Consider the following 16,688-nt stretch of genomic DNA (forward strand, 5'->3'; position numbering starts at 1 on the left):
GGCCCGGCTCGAAAGAGCCGGGCCCGCCTGCTTCTTTGGGAGGGAAGGAAGTCCGCCACCGCACCGGCGGCCCGGTCAGTCGCCCAGGACCGGTTCCAGATCGGCGTCGTACGTCGGCGCGGGCAGCTGCGCGACGATGCCGGCCAGGTCCTCGGCCGACAGCTCGAAGTCCTCGTTCCCGAACTGCGTCCAGATCGTCACCGCCCACCCGTCGGGGTCGACGACGGTGATCTCGTACTCGCCCTCGAACCAGTCCTCGGTGGCGCCCGACTCCTCATCCGCCTCGTGCGTGAGGCGCTTCTCGGCGATGTACGCCGTCCGGCCGTTCACTTCGAGCGTGGAGCACCCGAAGTCCTCGCGGCAGTCCGACAGGTACGGGCCCCGCTGGCCGGCCTCGTTGAACCCCGGCAGCCAGCCGCCCGGCAGCGTGTACGTCAGGTCGAACGACGCGTCGTCGGTGGTGGAGTCGATGACCGTGCTGAACGGGAGCGTCCCGTTCATCCGGTACCGGTGCAGCGTCACCGCGTCGGGGTCGACGTAGTCCCACACCTCCGCGGACGGCAGGATGCTCGGCTCGCCGACCACGGCGCCCGGAGTGTTCTCGGCGAGGGACGCCGCCACCTGCTCGCGGGTGCTCAGCGCGCCGTCCGCGGCCCACTCCTCCCAGGCGCGGTCGCTCTCGAGCCAGCCGGTCGGGACGTCGAGGACGTCGTCGACCTCGACGAGCGCGTCGGTGTCGTAGTCGATCTGGGGCATCGCCACGACCGCGTCCTTGAACGCCTCGGCGTCGACGGCGATCGGGTCGCCGTCACCGGTGGCGCAGCCGCCGTCCCAGGTCGCGCGCAGCGCCGCGTGGTTCTGGTAGGTCACGGCGTAGGTCAGGCGGCACCCGTCCTGCACGGTGTAGAGGGTCCGGCCGTCGCCGAGGTCGGTGGACTCGAAGGAGTCCGCGTCGTCGTCGACGAGGTGCTGCGGGAAGTACTGCTGCGAGGTCGGCCCGGGCTCGGCGGTCCAGCCGCCGGGGAGCAGCACCTCCACGTCGAGCAGGTGGTGGCTGAACCCCTCGGCGTTCTCGTCCTGCGCCGCGAGCGCCCAGGCCCGGTAGCCGTAGAGCTGCACCTGGCCGTAGTTCCCGGGCGTGGTGTGGCCGCTGAAGACGAACAGGCCGTCGTCCTCGACGTAGCTCAGCTCGGCCTCGGCCTGCTCGACGCTGACCTGCATTTCGGCGGCGTACTGGGCGATCTCCTCCTCGGTCGGCTCGTTCATGACCGACCTGAAGTCGGACTCCTGGAACCGCCCGGTCGAGATGAGCAGGTCGCTGAACGCCTCCCGGCCCGCCTCGGTCAGCTGCGCGGCCACCGCTTCGTCGCCGAAGCCGTCGTCCCCGGGCCACGGGTAGCCGGCGTTGGCGTAGTCGAAGTCGGCCGAGGCCGTCGGGATGTTCGAGTCGTCCTCCTCGTCGGCCGCGCCGTTCGGGAGGACCCCGACCGACAGGGCGAGGACGGACGCGATGGCGGCGACGCTCGTCGCAGAGGCGCCGCCGAGGACGGCGCGGTGGCGGCGGCGGGCCTTGTAGCCGTCGCGCACGATCTTGTCGAGGTCGAACGCCGCGGGCGGCGGCGTGATGTCGGGCATGTGGTCCCGGAACAGGGTCCCGGGATCGTCGTGCAGGTTCATGGTGACTTCGCTTCCTTCCGCTACGCCCGGGCCGGGACGACGGGATCGGTGAGGAGTTCGCGCATCTTGGCGATTCCCTTGGCGCTCTGGCTCTTCACGGTTCCCGTCGAACAGCCCATGGCCGCGGCGGTCTCGTCAACGGACAGTTGCTCCCAGAACCGGAGAACGAGCGTCGCCCGCTGTCTCGGCGGCAGCCGGTCCAGCGCGGCGATGAGTTCGAGCCGCGTGTCGACCGCCTCCTGGGGGCGGTCGAGCCGGCGCACCGGCAGCTCGTCGCTGGCGCGCTCGCGGCGCACCCACGACAGCCGCCGGTGCGAGAAGTACACGTTGGTGACGATGCGGCGCACGTACGCCGGCGCACCGCCCGGTTCGACGCGCTTCCACGCGGCGAACATCTTCGTCAACGCCTTCTGCACGATGTCGTCGGCCTCGAACCAGTCCCCGCACAGCAGAAACGCGTACCGCCTCAGGCTGTCGCGCTGGGCTGTCGCGAAGGAACGGAACTCGGCCTCTCGATGCTGCTCCTCGGTCTTCACTGGGCCTCTTTCAGATGACGGGTAGGGGGCCCGGCCTCGCCCTGGTGGCAGTGGATGGGAGCTCGGCCCGGCACGCTCAATACGCCGCCCGGCCCCGCGGGGTTGTCCGGTGCGGCACGGTTTCTACCGGGCGGTGGCGCGGGCGACGGCAAGCGCCTTCGCGGAGGCGGTGCAGACGAGGACGGACCCGGCCGCCGACGCAATGGTCAGGGCGGCCCAGGCCCCGGTGGGGCCTTCGCTTTCGGCTATAAGGGCGATGAGCGTCGAGCACCCGACGGCGACGGCGATCTGCACGAGGCCGAGGACGCCGCAGAGGTGGGCGGCCCGGCGCTCCAGATGACCGGTGAGCACGAGCGCGGCGGCCCCGAACGCGACAGCGGTGGCGGCGTCGACGACCCTCGCCAGGAGGATCGCGGCGATCCCGGGGTCGCCGTCGCCGCCGAACAGGTCCCACATGATCGTCATGGCGGGCAAGGCGATCAGCAGCGTCCACGCGGTCCGCCTGGCCTGCGCGGCCTCCAGCTCGCGCTGGACCTCGGCGGCGACGAGCCCCGGCTCCCCGAACTCCGCGGCCGCCGCCCCGACCGCCCGGTCGCGGCTCAGCCCGGCCGCGACGTGCTCGGCGACGGCCTCCTCGAAGCCGTCCTCGATCTCGGCGAGCATGTCCTCGCGCACCCGCCTGGGCCCGCGCAGCGGCGCGGCCACGGCCGCGATGTAGTCGTTCACTGCCCGAGGACCGCCGACATGACCTCGCGGAGCGACCTCCAGTCCTGCACGCCCTTGTCGAGCGCCTTGAGGCCGTCCTCGGTGAGGGCGTAGACGCGCCGGCGCCGCCCCGACGACTGCGACCAGGTGCCGTCGATGCTCCCGGCCCGCTCCAGCCGGCGCAGGGCCGGGTAGACCGTGCCGCTGGGCAGGTCGAGGCGCTCGCCGCTGTGCTCGCGCAGCGCCGCGATGATCGCGTAGCCATGGGCCTCACCGCGTTTGAGCGTGGCGAGGATGAGGGTGTCGAGCTGTCCGTGAATGCCGTCCGCGTCCATGGCCCAAGGCTACGCCGCGATACGTAGACGGTCTTGTTATATAGAAGGACTACATGTAGTCTCTCTACATGAACAGAACCCTCACCGCCGCATCCCTCATCGCCGGCCCCGTCCTCGGCGCCCTGGCGACGTTCTTCTGGGAGGGCGACCGCTACGGCGTCACCGCCAGCGTCCTCCTCATGTGCTCCACCGTCGCCTGGATCTACGGCCTCCTCGCCGTCTGGACCCGCATCGGCGAACGCCGCCCCCGGCTCGGCGCCCTCGGCTCACTCCTCGCCCTCGCCGGCTTCGCCGGCGGCATGGCCTTCAGCCTCCAGGGCTTCTTCGAGGCGATCTTCGGCGTCTCCGGCGACGACTCCCTCGCGGCCGCCGCCGAGCACCCCGTCGCCGCCGCCGTCGTCCTCTGGATCCCCGGCCCCGCGTTCCCCCTCGCCCTCTGCGCCCTCGGCGCCGCCCTCGCCTGGACCCGCCTCGCGCCCCGCTGGCTCGGCGCCCTCCTCATCGCCTCCGGCGCCCTCTTCCCCCTCAGCCGCATCACCCGCACCGAATGGACCGCCCACACCGCCGACCTCCTCATCCTCGCCGCCTTCACCGCCCTCACCCTCACCTACCTGCGCCTCGACCACCCCCACCCCACCCCCGAACCCGCCTGACCCGCACGCACGAGCGCCCTTTCAACCGAGTCGTCCCGATCACAGGAACCCGTTTGAAGGGGCGCACGCGCATCCGGTACAGTTACTCCTCGTCGGCGCAACGAGCTTCGAGGCGCTGCGACACCATTGGGGTATGGTGTAATTGGCAACACGGCTGATTCTGGTTCAGTTGTTCTTGGTTCGAGTCCAGGTACCCCAGCCACATTTGCATTATCAGAACAAACAGGCCCGCTTCGCGGGCCTTTTGTTTTGCCCCTGGAAAGGTCGTGCTCGTGCGGACTCTGTATGTCGTCACTCATCCGGAGGCGGCCCATCATGTCGAGGGCGTGGTCGGCGGGTGGCATGATTCGCGGCTCACTGGTGCCGGGGTGAAGGCGGCGGGGGAGATCGCGGGGGCGTTGCGGGACGTGGTGCCTGCGGGGGCCGGGGTCGAGTTGTACTCGTCGGATCTGCGGCGGACTGCGGAGACTGCTGAGGTTGTCGGGGTGCGGTTCGGGGTGAGGCCGGTGTTCGATGGGAGGCTGCGGGAGCGGTCGTTCGGCGAGGTCGAGGGGAAGCCGAAGTCAGAGTGGGACCGGGTGTTCGTGCCGCCGCCGGTGGTTGGGGACCGGATGGGGCATGTCGATGTGCCCGGGGCCGAGACGAGGGCCGCGGTGGCGCGGAGGGTCTATGCGGCCGTTGACGAGATCCTGGAGAGCGGTGCGGAGCACCAGATCCTGGTGACGCACGGGTTCGCGATGACGTACGTGGTGGCCGCCTGGATCGGGATGCCACCGGAGTCTTTGGGGCATGTCGTCTTCAAGGTTCGTTCGGGCAGTATCACCACCTTGCATGAGGACGACGTCTACGGCGGGCGGCTTGTTATGCGGTTGGGCGCCGTCCCCTAGGTCTCGTCTCCTACGGTGATGAGCTCGGCTTCGGCCTCTGCGGTGTTGTGGGGGCGGGTGAGGTGGGACAGGGTTTGCCTTCCGAAGGCGAGCACGGTGATCGAGATTGCGAGGGCGGCGACGCCGAACCAGTACGGGGCGCCGTCGCCCCAGGTTTCGGCGATCGCGCCGGAGACGGCCGGGGCGATCGCGCCTCCAAGGAAGCGGACGCCGGAGTAGGTGGAGGAGGCGACGCCGCGCGGGAGGTCGGTCGCCTCCATCACCGTTTCTGTCAGCGCGGTGTTGAGGACGCCTAGGAACAGGCCCGCGATGATTACCACCGTGATCAGGATGGGGACGGATTCGACGCCGATTGCCATGACCGCCAGGCCGACTGCGAGCAGGCCGAACATCGAGTACAGGACCGGGAGCAGGCCGAGCCGACGGGTCAGGATCGGGGCGACGAAGACCGAGGTCACCGCCAGGGCCGCGCCCCAGCCGAAGAAGACCAGGCCGAGTTCGTGGGCGCCGAAGTCCATGCCCGCCTTCGCAGCGGCGGCTTCGAGCGGGTACGGGGTGTACGCGAGCAGCGTGAAGAACGCGTAGTTGTAGAAGAGCGCGGTCGCGGCGAGGGTCCGCAGGGCTGGATTGCGGAGGGCTGACAGGCCTGCCGTGAACGGCACCGGTTCGGGTTTCGCGCTGGGGGCCTTCAGGAGCACCAGGATCGCGGCCAGTGCGATCGCCATCAGTGCGGCCGTGCCGAAGAACGGGCCGCGCCATGACGCCTCGCCGAGTGCGCCGCCGAGGAGGGGGCCGACGGCCATGCCGATGCCGAGGGCGGCCTCGTACAGGATCACCGCTTGGCGGCTGCCGCCGCTGGCGGCGCCGACGATCGCGGCGAGGGCGGTCGAGATGAACAGAGCGTTCCCGAGGCCCCAGCCGGCGCGGAAGCCGATGATCTGGCCGACCGTGTCAGAAGCGCCCGCGAGGCCCGCGAAAATGACGATGAGCGCGAGACCGGCGATGAGGGTGCGCTTGACGCCGACGCGGCTGGAGATGAAGCCGCTGAAGAACATCGCGACCGCCGTGATGAGCAGGTAGCTCGTGAACAGCAGCATCGTCTGCGACGGGGAGGCGTTGAGCCCCTCGCTGATCGCGGGGAGGATCGGGTCGACGAGGCCGATCCCCATGAACGACACCGCGCAGGCGAACGCGATCGCCCACACCGCCGTCGGCTGGCGCAGGATCGACGGCTTCTTCGGTTCCGGCATTCGGGCACTTCTTCCTATGCACGGGGCACAGCCCCGGGGTTACTCCTGGTTGAGCCGGTCGGCCAGCTCCTGGAGCAGGTCGGCCGCCCTGGCGAGCACGGCCAGGTCGTCTTCGGGGAGGGATTCGAGCACGGGACGCACCTTCGCGGCGGCGCGCATCCGGAAGTCGTGGAGCTCGGCGGCTCCGGCTTCGGTGAGGCTCACGACGGACGCGCGGGCGTCGGCCGGGTCGGCGCTGCGGGCGACGAGGCCGTCCGCTTCGAGGCGGTTCACGGCCGAGGTCATCGCGGGCTGGGTGATGGCCTCCCGCAAGGCGAGTTCGCCGACGCGCAGGTCGCCCTCCTGCTGGAGATTGGCGAGCGCGCGGAGGGCGATGAGGGACCGCTTCGTCCCGGCCTTCCGCGACGCGGTCCGCGCGAAACGGCTGCCCTGGGAGGTCAGGCGCGCGGCGAGCTGGTCGATGTCCTCGGGGTCCCTGGAAATCATACAACGAGTATATACACAGTCTATGTAAATTGGCGAAGACGACGCCCGGCGGAGAGCCGCCGGGCGTCATCCTCGGTTGTTAGAGCACCAGGCCCCAGTACGCGCCCCACGGGATCAGCAGTGCCACACCGGTCAGCAGCGCCGTGAACCGCAGCCTTGAGCCCCCGCTCAGCCGGGCCCGGCGCCGCCACCACTGCACGCCGAGTGTGACCGCCGCCAGCACCATGACGATCGCGGCCGTTTCGAGGACCAGCCACGGCAGCGGACGGCCCAGGACCACCGGCCCGAGCAGCATCTGCGCGCCGGACATGAGCGTCCAGCCGACGTACCCGGCCGTCAGGAGCGGCAGCAGCAGGCCGATCACGGCCACCGTGCGCGACGCCCAAGTCGCCTCCAGCGGACCGCGGCGCGCGATCCGCCGCACCAGGGCCGTCACCGGGTACGCGAGGAACAGCACCGCGAACAGCCCCAACGCGATGAACAGCGCGTTCGCCGTCCCGAACCACGACGGCGCCGCCACCGGCCCCGGTTCGATCGCCGCCTCCGGGATCGGGTCGACCACGACACTGGACTCGCCCGCGGCCAGGCCGTGGATCCACCCGGTCACGGTCTCGACGTACGCCGGAGCGAGATTGTCCCGGTCGTAGTCCTCGCCCTTCGTGCCGTCGACCGTCGGCACCATCCGGTGGTCCACGCCCGGGATCACCCGCAGCGCGTAGTTCGCGTTCCCGCCCGCGTCGAGCGCGTCCCGGTACCGCTCCATCGTCGGTCCCGACGGCGTGTTCAGGTCGAACTCCGCGAACACCCCGAGGAACGGCCGATCGAGCTCGGTCAGCGGCGGGACCGGGTCGTACCCGGCGAGGCGGAACAGATCGTCCGCGACCAGCGCCGCGATGAACCGCTCGCCCAACGGCGCGCCGAGCCGGTCGTCCACGCCCTGCCGCGCCAGTTCGCTGCGGTTCATCCACGCCTGCGTCGCCTCGGGCGTGAGCCCGCTGCCGCCCGAGGTGATCACGAACGCCGCCGCATCGGAACGCGCCGCCGCCTCGATCACCGTCCACGCGCCCTCGCTGTGCCCGTGCAGGCCCACGAGTTCCGGATTCGCTTCGGGCCGTTCGCGAAGCGCCTCCACGGCCGCGTTCGCGTCGTCGGCGAGGTCCGCGATCGACCCGTCGATCTGCGAGTACCCGTCCTCGGCCCCGCGCTTGTCGTAGACCATCGCGACGATCCCGGCCTCGGCGAACGCCTCCGCGTTCGCCCGGTACTTGTCCCGCGCCGGGCCTGGACCGGCGCCGTGCACGAACACGACGCCGGGAAGTCCTTGCGCGCCTTCGGGGGCGATGATCGTCGCGCCGATCTCGCGGTCACCGGAACGGAATGTCACCTCCGTCTCGACCAGTCCGGACTCCTGCGCCGCGGCCGGCGCGGGCGGCGCCAGCGCGAGCGCGGCGACGGCCAAGAGCGCGGCCGCGGTCGCCCTGAAGGTGCTGCTGAGGGATGCCATCTCACTTGCCTTCCGCTGAGGGGGTTTTCCTGCACCCCCAACGTTTCCAGTGCACGGACCCGGGCGGAATCATGCTGACTTGCCTCCCGGACCGGGGGTCCGCCCTACCCCGAGGCCGCGCTGGCAGAATGGCCCGGTGCCCATCACCATCGCCCACCTGCGCGATCAGCTCACCGCCTACCTCGACCGGTGGCCCGAATCGGCCGCCGAGATCGGGCCGGTCCTGGCCCTCGACTCCGACGCCGGCTTCGACCGCTCGACGATGCCCGGTCACGTGACGGCCTCGGCGATCGTCCTCGACGAGTCCGGCGCGGTCCTCCTCATCCACCACCGGGCCCTCGACCGCTGGTTCCAGCCCGGCGGGCACCTCGAACCCTGCGACGACTCGCTGCCCGCGGCCGCGCTGCGCGAAGCGGTCGAGGAGACGGGCCTCGACCCGATCGGCCTGGAGCTCATCGAGCGGGCGCCGATCCACGTCGACGTCCACCCGATCCCGGCGAATCCGCGCAGAGGCGAAGGCGCGCACGACCACTACGACGTCAGGTACCTGTTCCGGTGCGTCCGCGGGGAACTGCGGCCGCGGCCCGAGGAGGTCCACGCCGCCGAGTGGCGGCCCGTGGGGGAACTCGACAGCGGCGTCCTCATCGGACGCCTGAAGTCCTACTGACCGCGGCGGCGCAGGGCCAGGTCGTGGTCCACGACGTCGCGGCGGAGCATCCAGTCCAGGTCGGAGTTGCGCAGCAGCGCGACGAGGGCGGGCCTGGTGAGCGCGAGGGCGCCGGCGGTCCGTTCGAGGTGCCATTCGTTCGCGGCGAGCGCTTCGAGGAGGCGGCCGCGGCGGACCTGGGTCTCGGAGAGGCGGAACGACTGGAGGAACGCCGGTCGGCCCTTCTTGTCGAGGATCGCTTCGCCCACATGGGTTTCGCGGCCGGCCTCGAACTTCGGGCGGTACCTGACGAGGCTGAGGTCGGCCATCTCGTAGGTCTCGGTGAACGTGTAGTCGGGGTCGAGGAGGCCCGCGGCCAGGGTGCCGTCGTGGAACTCGGCCCAGTCGCGCCGGGCCTCGTCGACCTGGACGCGTAGGTCCGCGAGCGAGTCCACCTTGGACGCGTCGAGGCGGGTCGCGAACTCGGGCACCGAGTCGTACAGCGTCGAGTACCGCCAGATCAGCTCCCCGTAGGAGTCCTCGATGAGCGTCGGGTGCAGCGCCCGGTAGTCGTCGGGGTGCGGCGTGACGAGCACCCCGGAGAGCGCGTCGGCGACGTACACGAGGACGCCGCACTGGCCGGGGTGGATCTCGAAGACCCGCAGCGCATCGGCGAGCCCGTCGACGAGGAACCCGTGATAGGTCCGGTCGGGCTGCGGCAGCAGGCTCTGGCGGAACGCGCGGCTCGACCACTCCTCCCACGCGATGACCGGGGCCTTGAAGGCGAGCGGCAGGTACGTCTCCAGGGCACCGCGGCGCGGGACGAAGCGGATGCGGGTGCGCTGCTCGTGCTTCGAGTCCGGCCGCCGCGAGCGCTTCACTGTGGACGTCGGCATGCGCAGGGCGGTCCCGAACGCGGGCACGGCCGTGCCGTCGCCGGTCCACTCGGCGGTGAGTCCGTGCGGGACGTACCAGCAGCCGTCGCGAGGATGGTCGGTCTCGGGCAGCGCGCCGGGGTGCATGCGCAGGCCCGCGACGGGCTCGTCGCGCACCAGCGGGACCAGGCGCACGGCGCCCCAGACCTGGCCGGGGCGGGTCTCCAGACCCGCGAACGTCAAGCGGCCCATGATTCCTCCTCGGCGAGCCAGCGCTCGACACGCGCGTCGACGGCGGCCCGCAGCTCGTCGAGCCCGACGCGGCCGTCGTCGAAGCGCGCGAACGCCACGAGTTCGGGCAGGTCCTCGGCGTCGCGGATGCCCGCGGTCGGGACGGACGGGGCGAGGCGGCGCACGCCGATCCCGTCGGCGTCGAACACCGGGTTCAAGTGCACGATCGTGGTGCGCCGCTCGGGGTCGAGGCGCGTGGTCCAGATCCGCAGGACCTCGGCGGCGAGGCCGACCGGCGCGTTGTCCCAGCCGTCGGAGACGACGACGAGCGTCTCCGGGGTCGCCTCCAGCGCGTCGAGGATCCGTTCTCCGAGCGCGGTGACGCCGCGCGGCTTGGCGAGCAGCGCGTCCTCGTTGCCCGACAGCCACAGCGGCCGGTAGTCGGCGGCGAGGGCTTCGAGCAGGTGGTGCGCGGCGAGGGCGACGACGAGCGGGCGGCGGCGCTTCTCGCTTGAGCCGCTTGCGGAGTACGAGTCGTCGAGGACGGCGGCGACGCGGCCCCAGGTCCCGGCCCGGTCCCCGGCGGCCTTGCGGGCGGAGGCGCGGAGGCGCGGAGGGCGCCGGTCAGGTCGTCGCGCCGCTCGATGCGCTCCTTCTCGGGGATCGCGAGGACGTACGCGGCGAGCCTGGTCAGCGGCATGCGGCCGAGCGCGGCCGCGTCGAGTTCGACGGCGTCGCCGCCGCTGCGCTGGAGCCGCAGCCGTTCGTTCCGGGTGAGGTTCGGGGCGATCTGCTCCAGGAACACCGCGCGGGGGATGCGGTGCTCGACCGCGAACCCCTCGGCGACCGTGTACGGCAGCTCGAACACCGCGGCCCGCTCGTAGTGGGCGCGGCGCCAGGTCTCGAACAGCGGCGTCCGGAAACGGCCGGACTTCATGGGCGCGAACAGGAACGCGGCCAGTTCGTCATCGGCGACGCCCGCGAGGTCGAGGTGCGCGTGGAGGGCCGCGCGCTTGAACGCGCCGCGGTACTTGACGGCCTCGAAGGCGGGATCGGGCCGGGCCGACAGCCACTCGCGCATGACCGCGCGGGTGCGCCGGTTGTTGACCTTCGCCCGCTGCAAGACCGTGAACAGGCGGTACACGCGGTTCGTCGGCAGGTCGCGGAGCGCCCGCCGGATGAGGCGGCCCTCGACCGCCCGCTGCGCGGGGGTCGTGTCAGCCCCGGACTTCAGCAGCCGCAGCACGATCTGGGCCTTGTTGCGGTCGTTGATCCCGAGCACGAGCGCCGCCGCGTACAGGTCCCGGTAGTTCACGAGCATGTACTCGTGGAGGAAGTCCACCGACCACTCCTGGCGCTCGCGGCCGGTGTGGAACTCGTCCTGCCCGGTGGCGGCGACGGCGGCGTTGACGAACAGCAGCACGTCCTCGGCGGCGACGAGATCGGCGACGGACTTCATGGGGGCCTTCACGGTTCAGGGGAACAGGGGTGCCGACCGGGGAGTAATGGGCGCGAGTGCGAAAGATCGACTTCAAACGGTTCCGGTAATCGCACCCGAGTCCCGCGGTCGGCCCGTCCAATGTAGCGGCCCTTCGCACATGCGCGCGAACGAAAAACGGGGCCGCCCTCGCGGGCGGCCCCGTCACCGGGAGCTAGAGACCTGGATCGCGGTTCCACGTCCAGGCGTAGTTCGTGTCCTCGACGTCGAGGGCCGGCTCGCACAGCTCCAGGGGCCGGAACGTGTCGACCATGACGGCGAGCTCGTCGAAGTAGTCCGCGCCGATCGAGCGCTCGGGCGCGCCGGGCTGGGGCCCGTGCGTGAACCCGGAGGGGTGCAAGGAGATCGAGCCCTGCTCGATGCCGGAGCCGCGGCGGGCCTCGTAGTTGCCGCCGCAGTAGAACATCACCTCGTCGGAGTCGACGTTGTGGTGGTTGTACGGCACCGGGATCGCGTCCGGGTGGTAGTCGACCTTGCGCGGCACGAAGTTGCAGATCACGAAGTTCGGGCCCTGGAACACCTGGTGCGCGGGCGGCGGCTGGTGGATGCGGCCGGTGATCGGCTCGAAGTCGTGGATCGAGAAGACCCACGGGTACAGGCACCCGTCCCAGCCGGCCACGTCGAACGGGTGGTGCGCGTACGTGAACTTCGTCCACAGCGTCGCCGACCCGCGGCCGCGGTGCTGCACGTACACGTCGACGTCCTCGCCCTCGACGAGCAGCGGCTCCTCGGGGCCGCGCAGGTCGCGCTCGCAGTACGGGGAGTGCTCCAGGAACTGGCCGCGCACCGACAGGTAGCGCTTCGGCGGGGTGATGTGGCCGGTGGACTCCACGACGAGCGTGCGCAGCGGCTCCTCGCCCTGCGGGATCACGCGGTAGATCGTGGACATCGGCATGATCAGGTAGTCGCCCTGCGCGATGTCGATCGCGCCGAACGAGGTCTCCACATGGGCCGCACCGGACTCGACGTAGATGCACTCGTCGCCGATGGCGTTGCGGTACAGCGGCGAGGGGCGGTCGGCGACCGCGTACGAGATCCTGACGTCCGCATTGGACAGCAGGTGGTTGCGGCCGAAGATCGCGTCGCCGGCGGCGTCGAGCTTGTGGGTGCGGAAGTGGCGGGGCTTGAGCGGGTGGTTCGGGGCCGGCTCGGCGCGCTCGGGGCGGTGCTCGGTGCTGGCGCTGATCGCGGTGGGCCGGAAGCGGTGGTACAGGAGCGAGGAGTCCGAGGAGAAGCCCTCCTGGCCCATGAGCTCCTCGGAGTACAGGCTCCCGTCGGACTGGCGGAACTGCGTGTGTCGCTTGTCGGGGATCTGCCCGACCGAACGGTAGAACGGCACGACGACTCCTTTGTCGGTTCCCGTGGAGGCCGTGGGTGGCGCCTCCATCACGGATATGCCCCGAGGATAGCCCTCCGGCCGTTCGATTTCGACCGCTCCGCGCACGCCCGGGCGCGCACCGGGCGGCTTCGCGCACGACGTGCGCGGACCACTGGACCCGCGTGCACGAAGCGCTCTAGGCTCTGGGCATGACTGGAGCGATCCCCGCGATGCTGCGGGGCCTGATCGACGACGCGGCGCTCTTCCCACCAGGAAACGCGCCGCTCGAAGCCGCAGTCCCCGCCCACCGCGGGTACCGGCAGTCCTGGTTCGAGCCCCTGGTGGGCCCGCTCCTCGTCCCGCAGACCCGCCTCGGCGACCTCGAACCCGGGCGCGGCGAGCTGCGGATCGGCGTGATCGCCGACGGCGACCTCGAAACACTCGCGGAGACCGTCGCCGTCCTCGGGCCGCAGGTCACCGTCACGCACTACGAGTCGCGGCAGCCCCTCGACGACCTCGCCAAGCACCTCGCCGGGAAACCCGTGTTCGCGGAGATCCCCTTCGGCGACGACGCGCTCGACGCCCTCCGGCCCACCGGGTTCACCCCGAAGTTCCGCACCGGCGGCCTCACCGCCGACCTGTTCCCGGCCCCGGCGGTGCTCGCCGCCGCGATCCACGGCAGCCGCCGCCGCGGCATGCAGTTCAAGCTCACTGCGGGCCTGCACCACGCGCTCCGCCACACCGACCCCGCGACCGGCTTCGTCCACCACGGCTTCCTGAACGTCCTGGTCGCCGCCGACGCCGCCGCGAACAACGCTTCGGTTGAGGACATCGCCGAGGTCCTCGCCTCCGAGGACGCCGACGCACTCGCCGCCCGCGCCAAGCGGTTCCTGGGGCGCCCGCGCGCCCTGTGGACCGGCTTCGGCTCGTGCAGCATCGACGAACCGCTCCAGGACCTCCTGGACCTGGGACTCCTGACCCGAGGGGACGCGAAATGACCGCCACCAGCTGGGTCGAAGGCGCCGACCCGGGCCCGTACGGCCTCGCGCACCTGCCCTACGGCGTCTTCTCGACCCGCAAGGACCCGGGCCCGCGCATCGGCGTCCGCATCGGCGACCAGGTCCTGGACCTGCGCGCCCTCGCGACGGGGACTTTCTTCCTGCCGTGGATCAGGCCCGCGTTCCACGAAGGGGCCCTGAACGCGTTCCTCGCGATGGGCCCGCCCGCGTGGCGCCTCGTCCGCCACCAGCTCACCGAGCTGCTCGCCGACCGGCGCCACCAGGACCAGTCCGCGACCCTGCTGACCCCGGTCCACAAGGCGCGCATGCACCTGCCGTTCACCGTCGCCGACTACGTGGACTTCTACGCCTCCGAGCACCACGCCACGAACCTCGGCCGGCTCTTCAGGCCCGACTCGGCGCCGCTGCTGCCGAACTGGAAGCACCTCCCGGTCGGCTACCACGGGCGAGCCGGGACGGTCGTGCCTTCGGGGACGCCGGTGGTGCGGCCGCGCGGGCAGCGCAAGACCCCCGACGGGCCCATCGAGTTCGGGCCCACCGCGCGGCTCGACATCGAGGCCGAGGTGGGGTTCGTCGTCGGCGTCGGTACCGACCTGGGGACGCCGGTGAACCCGGACGACTTCGCCGAGCACGTCTTCGGCGCGGTCCTGGTCAACGACTGGTCCGCGCGGGACATCCAGGCGTGGGAGTACGTGCCGCTCGGGCCGTTCCTCGGGAAGTCGTTCGCGACCTCCATCGGGCACTGGGTGACGCCCCTCGACGCGCTCTCCGCGGCGAAAGCGCCCGCGCCGGAGCAGGACCCGGCGCCGCTCGGGTACTTGACCGAGTCGGAGCGGTTCGGGTACGACCTGTCGATGTCGGTGCGCTGGAACGGCACTGAGGTGTCGCGGCCGCCGTTCGCGGGGATGTACTGGACGCCGGCGCAGATGCTCGCGCACATGACCGTCAACGGGGCGTCGCTGCGGACGGGGGACCTGTTCGCCTCGGGGACCGTCTCGGGCGAGGCGGCCGACCAGCGCGGGTCGTTCCTGGAACTGACCTGGGGCGGCAAGGAGCCGGTCACCGTCGGGGACGGCGAGTCGCGGACGTTCCTGGAGGACGGCGACACGGTCACCATCGAGGCGACCGCCCCGGGGGCCGACGGATCGGTCATCGGCCTCGGCGAGGTGACCGGCACGATCCTGCCCGCGGTCAGCTAGCGGCCTCCTTCACCAGGGGGAGCGTCCGGTGGGGGATCTGCTCGGCGAGGGCGATCACCGTGGTGGCGCGCAGGACGCCCTCGCTGGCGAGGACGCGGTCGATGACGTCCTGGAGCTCGGCGTTGGTGCGGGCGACGATGCGGCACAGCATGTCGCCCGCGCCGGTCACGGTGTGCGCCTCCAGGACCTCGGGGATCTTCGCGAGCCGCTGCGCCATCGGCTGGTGGCCCACGGCCTGCCGCAGCTCCAGGGTCACGAACGCCGTCACGGGGTAGCCGAGGGCCGCCGGGTCGACCCGCGGGCCGAAGTCGCGCACGACCCCGCGCGAGACGAGCTTGTCGAGGCGCGCCTGCACGGTCCCGCGCGCGACGCCGAGGCGCCGGGCGCATTCGAGGACTCCGATCCGGGGCTCGGCTTCGAGGAGTTCGATGAGCTTGGCGTCGAGGGCGTCGATGCCGGTTCCACTGGTCATGATGACCAGTGTATGCGCCTTCCGACTGGCACATCTGCGCAAGTTGACCAGCATTTTCGGAACTGCTTGCCCACTCCCGCGATGTGAACAATGATCAAGGCCACAGCCCGGCACGGCGAGCTCGCGAGCCGGAAATTGGCACTGAGGACTAGTAGGAGGCCGCCATGGTCGACACCGCCAGCCGCTCCGCAGACGCCGCCCTGGTCGGCGCCGTCGAGCACGACATCCGCGAGGACGCCTTCCCGATCAAGGGCTGGGACCACGTCCGCTACTACGTCGGCAACGCCCGCCAGGCCGCCCACTACTACTCGACTGCGTTCGGCATGACGCTCTTCGCGTACCGCGGTCCCGAGCAGGGCCACCGCGAGCACGCCGAGTACGCGCTGAAGTCCGGCGGCGTCGTGTTCGTCCTCGCCGGCGGCGTCGACGCGAACTCCGAGGCGTCAAAGCACTACGCCCGCCACGGCGACGGCGTCATCGAGGTCGCCCTCGAAGTGCCCGATGTGGACAAGAACTACGCGCACGCGGTCAAGCAGGGCGCCATCGCGATCGAGGAGCCGCACGACCTGACCGACGAGCACGGCACCGTCCGCCGCGCCGTCATCGGCACCTACGGCGAGACCCGGAACGTCCTCATCGACCGCTCGAACTACTCCGGCCCGTTCCTGCCCGGGTTCGTCGACGCCTCCCCGATGGTGACCCCGCCGCAGAAGCGGTACTTCCAGGCGATCGACCACGTCGTCGGCAACGTCGAGCTCGGCAAGATGCGCGAATGGGTCGCCTACTACGAGCGGGTCATGGGCTTCACGAACATCGTCGAGTTCGTCGAGGACGCCATCGCCACCGAGTACTCCGCGCTCATGAGCAAGGTCGTCGCCAACGGCAACCGCAAGATCAAGTTCCCGATCAACGAGCCCGCCGAAGGCAAGAAGAAGTCCCAGATCGACGAGTACCTGGAGTTCTACGGCGGCCCCGGCGTCCAGCACATCGCGCTCGCGACCAGCGACATCCTCGCCGCGGTCGACGCGATGCGCGAGCGCGGCGTCGAGTTCCTGGAGGCCCCGGACGCCTACTACGAGGACCCGGAGATGCGCGAGCGCATCGGCACCGTGCGCGTCCCGATCGAGGAGCTCCAGAAGCGGCGAGTGCTGGTCGACCGCGACGAGGACGGCTATATGCTCCAGATCTTCACCAAGCCGCAGCAGGACCGGCCCACGATGTTCTACGAGATCATCGAGCGGCACGGATCGCTCAGCTTCGGCAAGGGCAACTTCAAGGCGCTCTTCGAGGCCCTTGAGAAGGAGCAGGCCAAGCGCGGCAACCTCTGATCGAGGCGCCTCAGCGGTACAGACGGGGAGCGACATGCACGCACCACACGGGACCGGTCTGCACTGCCG

The 16,688-nt window shown here is 71.0% G+C and carries 18 protein-coding genes and 1 tRNA gene; 7 read left to right on the forward strand and 12 right to left on the reverse strand.

Features of this window, described 5'->3' with window-relative positions:
* Positions 1 to 75: 75 nt before the first annotated feature.
* The 4 genes from DI269_RS23505 to DI269_RS23525 all read right to left on the reverse strand — a co-directional run bounded on the left by DI269_RS23505 (position 76) and on the right by DI269_RS23525 (position 3,253).
* The gene (locus DI269_RS23505; RefSeq protein WP_112140503.1) at positions 76 to 1,677 is read right to left on the reverse strand and encodes a hypothetical protein; all 1,602 of its coding nucleotides are present in this window, start codon (positions 1,675 to 1,677) and stop codon (positions 76 to 78) included.
* Between the two features lie 20 nt (positions 1,678 to 1,697).
* Positions 1,698 to 2,213 (reverse strand): SigE family RNA polymerase sigma factor, encoded by a 516-nt coding sequence (locus tag DI269_RS23510; protein WP_112140505.1) that lies wholly within the window; start codon positions 2,211 to 2,213, stop codon positions 1,698 to 1,700.
* Between the two features lie 123 nt (positions 2,214 to 2,336).
* Positions 2,337 to 2,939, reverse strand: coding sequence for a permease prefix domain 1-containing protein (locus DI269_RS23520; RefSeq protein ID WP_112140509.1), 603 nt, complete (start codon positions 2,937 to 2,939; stop codon positions 2,337 to 2,339).
* Positions 2,936 to 3,253 (reverse strand): PadR family transcriptional regulator, encoded by a 318-nt coding sequence (locus tag DI269_RS23525; RefSeq protein WP_112140511.1) that lies wholly within the window; start codon positions 3,251 to 3,253, stop codon positions 2,936 to 2,938. The genes DI269_RS23520 and DI269_RS23525 overlap by 4 nt, the downstream gene beginning before the upstream one ends.
* Before the next feature lie 68 nt (positions 3,254 to 3,321).
* Between DI269_RS23525 and DI269_RS23530 the strand changes: the two genes are divergently transcribed.
* The 3 genes from DI269_RS23530 (at position 3,322) to DI269_RS23540 (ending at position 4,793) form a co-directional block, all read left to right on the forward strand.
* Positions 3,322 to 3,906 (forward strand): hypothetical protein, encoded by a 585-nt coding sequence (locus tag DI269_RS23530; protein ID WP_112140513.1) that lies wholly within the window; start codon positions 3,322 to 3,324, stop codon positions 3,904 to 3,906.
* Between the two features lie 127 nt (positions 3,907 to 4,033).
* Positions 4,034 to 4,108 (forward strand) — tRNA-Gln (locus tag DI269_RS23535).
* A 70-nt stretch (positions 4,109 to 4,178) separates the two neighbouring features.
* A complete protein-coding gene (locus tag DI269_RS23540; RefSeq protein ID WP_112140578.1) occupies positions 4,179 to 4,793 on the forward strand; it encodes a histidine phosphatase family protein in 615 nt (204 codons plus the stop codon).
* On the opposite strand, the gene DI269_RS23545 is transcribed toward DI269_RS23540, so the two are convergent.
* From DI269_RS23545 to DI269_RS23555, 3 genes are all read right to left on the reverse strand, one after another.
* Positions 4,790 to 6,043 (reverse strand): MFS transporter, encoded by a 1,254-nt coding sequence (locus tag DI269_RS23545; protein WP_112140516.1) that lies wholly within the window; start codon positions 6,041 to 6,043, stop codon positions 4,790 to 4,792. The genes DI269_RS23540 and DI269_RS23545 overlap by 4 nt on opposite strands.
* 39 nt (positions 6,044 to 6,082) lie before the next feature.
* Positions 6,083 to 6,529 (reverse strand): MarR family winged helix-turn-helix transcriptional regulator, encoded by a 447-nt coding sequence (locus DI269_RS23550; protein ID WP_112140518.1) that lies wholly within the window; start codon positions 6,527 to 6,529, stop codon positions 6,083 to 6,085.
* Positions 6,530 to 6,608: 79 nt separating this feature from the next.
* Positions 6,609 to 8,033, reverse strand: coding sequence for an alpha/beta hydrolase family protein (locus tag DI269_RS23555; protein ID WP_112140520.1), 1,425 nt, complete (start codon positions 8,031 to 8,033; stop codon positions 6,609 to 6,611).
* 136 nt (positions 8,034 to 8,169) lie between these two features.
* Here DI269_RS23555 and DI269_RS23560 point away from each other — a divergent pair, with 136 nt between their 5' ends.
* Positions 8,170 to 8,700, forward strand: coding sequence for an NUDIX hydrolase (locus tag DI269_RS23560; protein WP_112140522.1), 531 nt, complete (start codon positions 8,170 to 8,172; stop codon positions 8,698 to 8,700).
* On the opposite strand, the gene DI269_RS23565 is transcribed toward DI269_RS23560, so the two are convergent.
* From DI269_RS23565 to DI269_RS23575, 4 genes are all read right to left on the reverse strand, one after another.
* Positions 8,694 to 9,806, reverse strand: coding sequence for an ARPP-2 domain-containing protein (locus DI269_RS23565; RefSeq protein ID WP_112140524.1), 1,113 nt, complete (start codon positions 9,804 to 9,806; stop codon positions 8,694 to 8,696). The two genes, DI269_RS23560 and DI269_RS23565, sit on opposite strands and share 7 nt — an antisense overlap.
* Complete coding sequence (locus DI269_RS27885; RefSeq protein ID WP_198667687.1) at positions 9,794 to 10,003, reverse strand: hypothetical protein; 210 nt, start codon at positions 10,001 to 10,003, stop codon at positions 9,794 to 9,796. Before DI269_RS27885 ends, DI269_RS23565 begins: the two co-directional genes overlap by 13 nt.
* A complete protein-coding gene (locus DI269_RS23570; RefSeq protein WP_232822881.1) occupies positions 10,000 to 11,244 on the reverse strand; it encodes a hypothetical protein in 1,245 nt (414 codons plus the stop codon). The genes DI269_RS27885 and DI269_RS23570 overlap by 4 nt, the downstream gene beginning before the upstream one ends.
* 193 nt (positions 11,245 to 11,437) lie before the next feature.
* Positions 11,438 to 12,622, reverse strand: coding sequence for a homogentisate 1,2-dioxygenase (locus tag DI269_RS23575; RefSeq protein ID WP_112140526.1), 1,185 nt, complete (start codon positions 12,620 to 12,622; stop codon positions 11,438 to 11,440).
* 188 nt (positions 12,623 to 12,810) lie between these two features.
* On the opposite strand from DI269_RS23575, the gene DI269_RS23580 reads away from it, so the two are divergent.
* Both DI269_RS23580 and fahA read left to right on the forward strand, forming a co-directional pair.
* Positions 12,811 to 13,599: a hypothetical protein gene (locus DI269_RS23580; RefSeq protein WP_112140528.1), complete on the forward strand. Its 789-nt coding sequence runs from the start codon at positions 12,811 to 12,813 to the stop codon at positions 13,597 to 13,599.
* Positions 13,596 to 14,819, forward strand: a complete 1,224-nt coding sequence (gene fahA, locus DI269_RS23585) for a fumarylacetoacetase (RefSeq protein WP_112140530.1) — start codon at positions 13,596 to 13,598, stop codon at positions 14,817 to 14,819. Before DI269_RS23580 ends, fahA begins: the two co-directional genes overlap by 4 nt.
* Here fahA and DI269_RS23590 read toward each other — a convergent pair.
* The gene (locus tag DI269_RS23590; protein ID WP_112140531.1) at positions 14,812 to 15,291 is read right to left on the reverse strand and encodes an Lrp/AsnC family transcriptional regulator; all 480 of its coding nucleotides are present in this window, start codon (positions 15,289 to 15,291) and stop codon (positions 14,812 to 14,814) included. The two genes, fahA and DI269_RS23590, sit on opposite strands and share 8 nt — an antisense overlap.
* A gap of 164 nt (positions 15,292 to 15,455) precedes the next feature.
* Between DI269_RS23590 and hppD the strand changes: the two genes are divergently transcribed.
* On the forward strand, positions 15,456 to 16,619 hold the full coding sequence (hppD, locus tag DI269_RS23595) for a 4-hydroxyphenylpyruvate dioxygenase (protein WP_112140533.1): 1,164 nt from the start codon (positions 15,456 to 15,458) through the stop codon (positions 16,617 to 16,619).
* Positions 16,620 to 16,688 lie beyond the last annotated feature (69 nt).

Origin of the sequence: Glycomyces dulcitolivorans (assembly GCF_003265355.1) — a bacterium.
Classification (GTDB): Bacteria; Actinomycetota; Actinomycetes; order Mycobacteriales; family Micromonosporaceae; genus Glycomyces; species Glycomyces dulcitolivorans.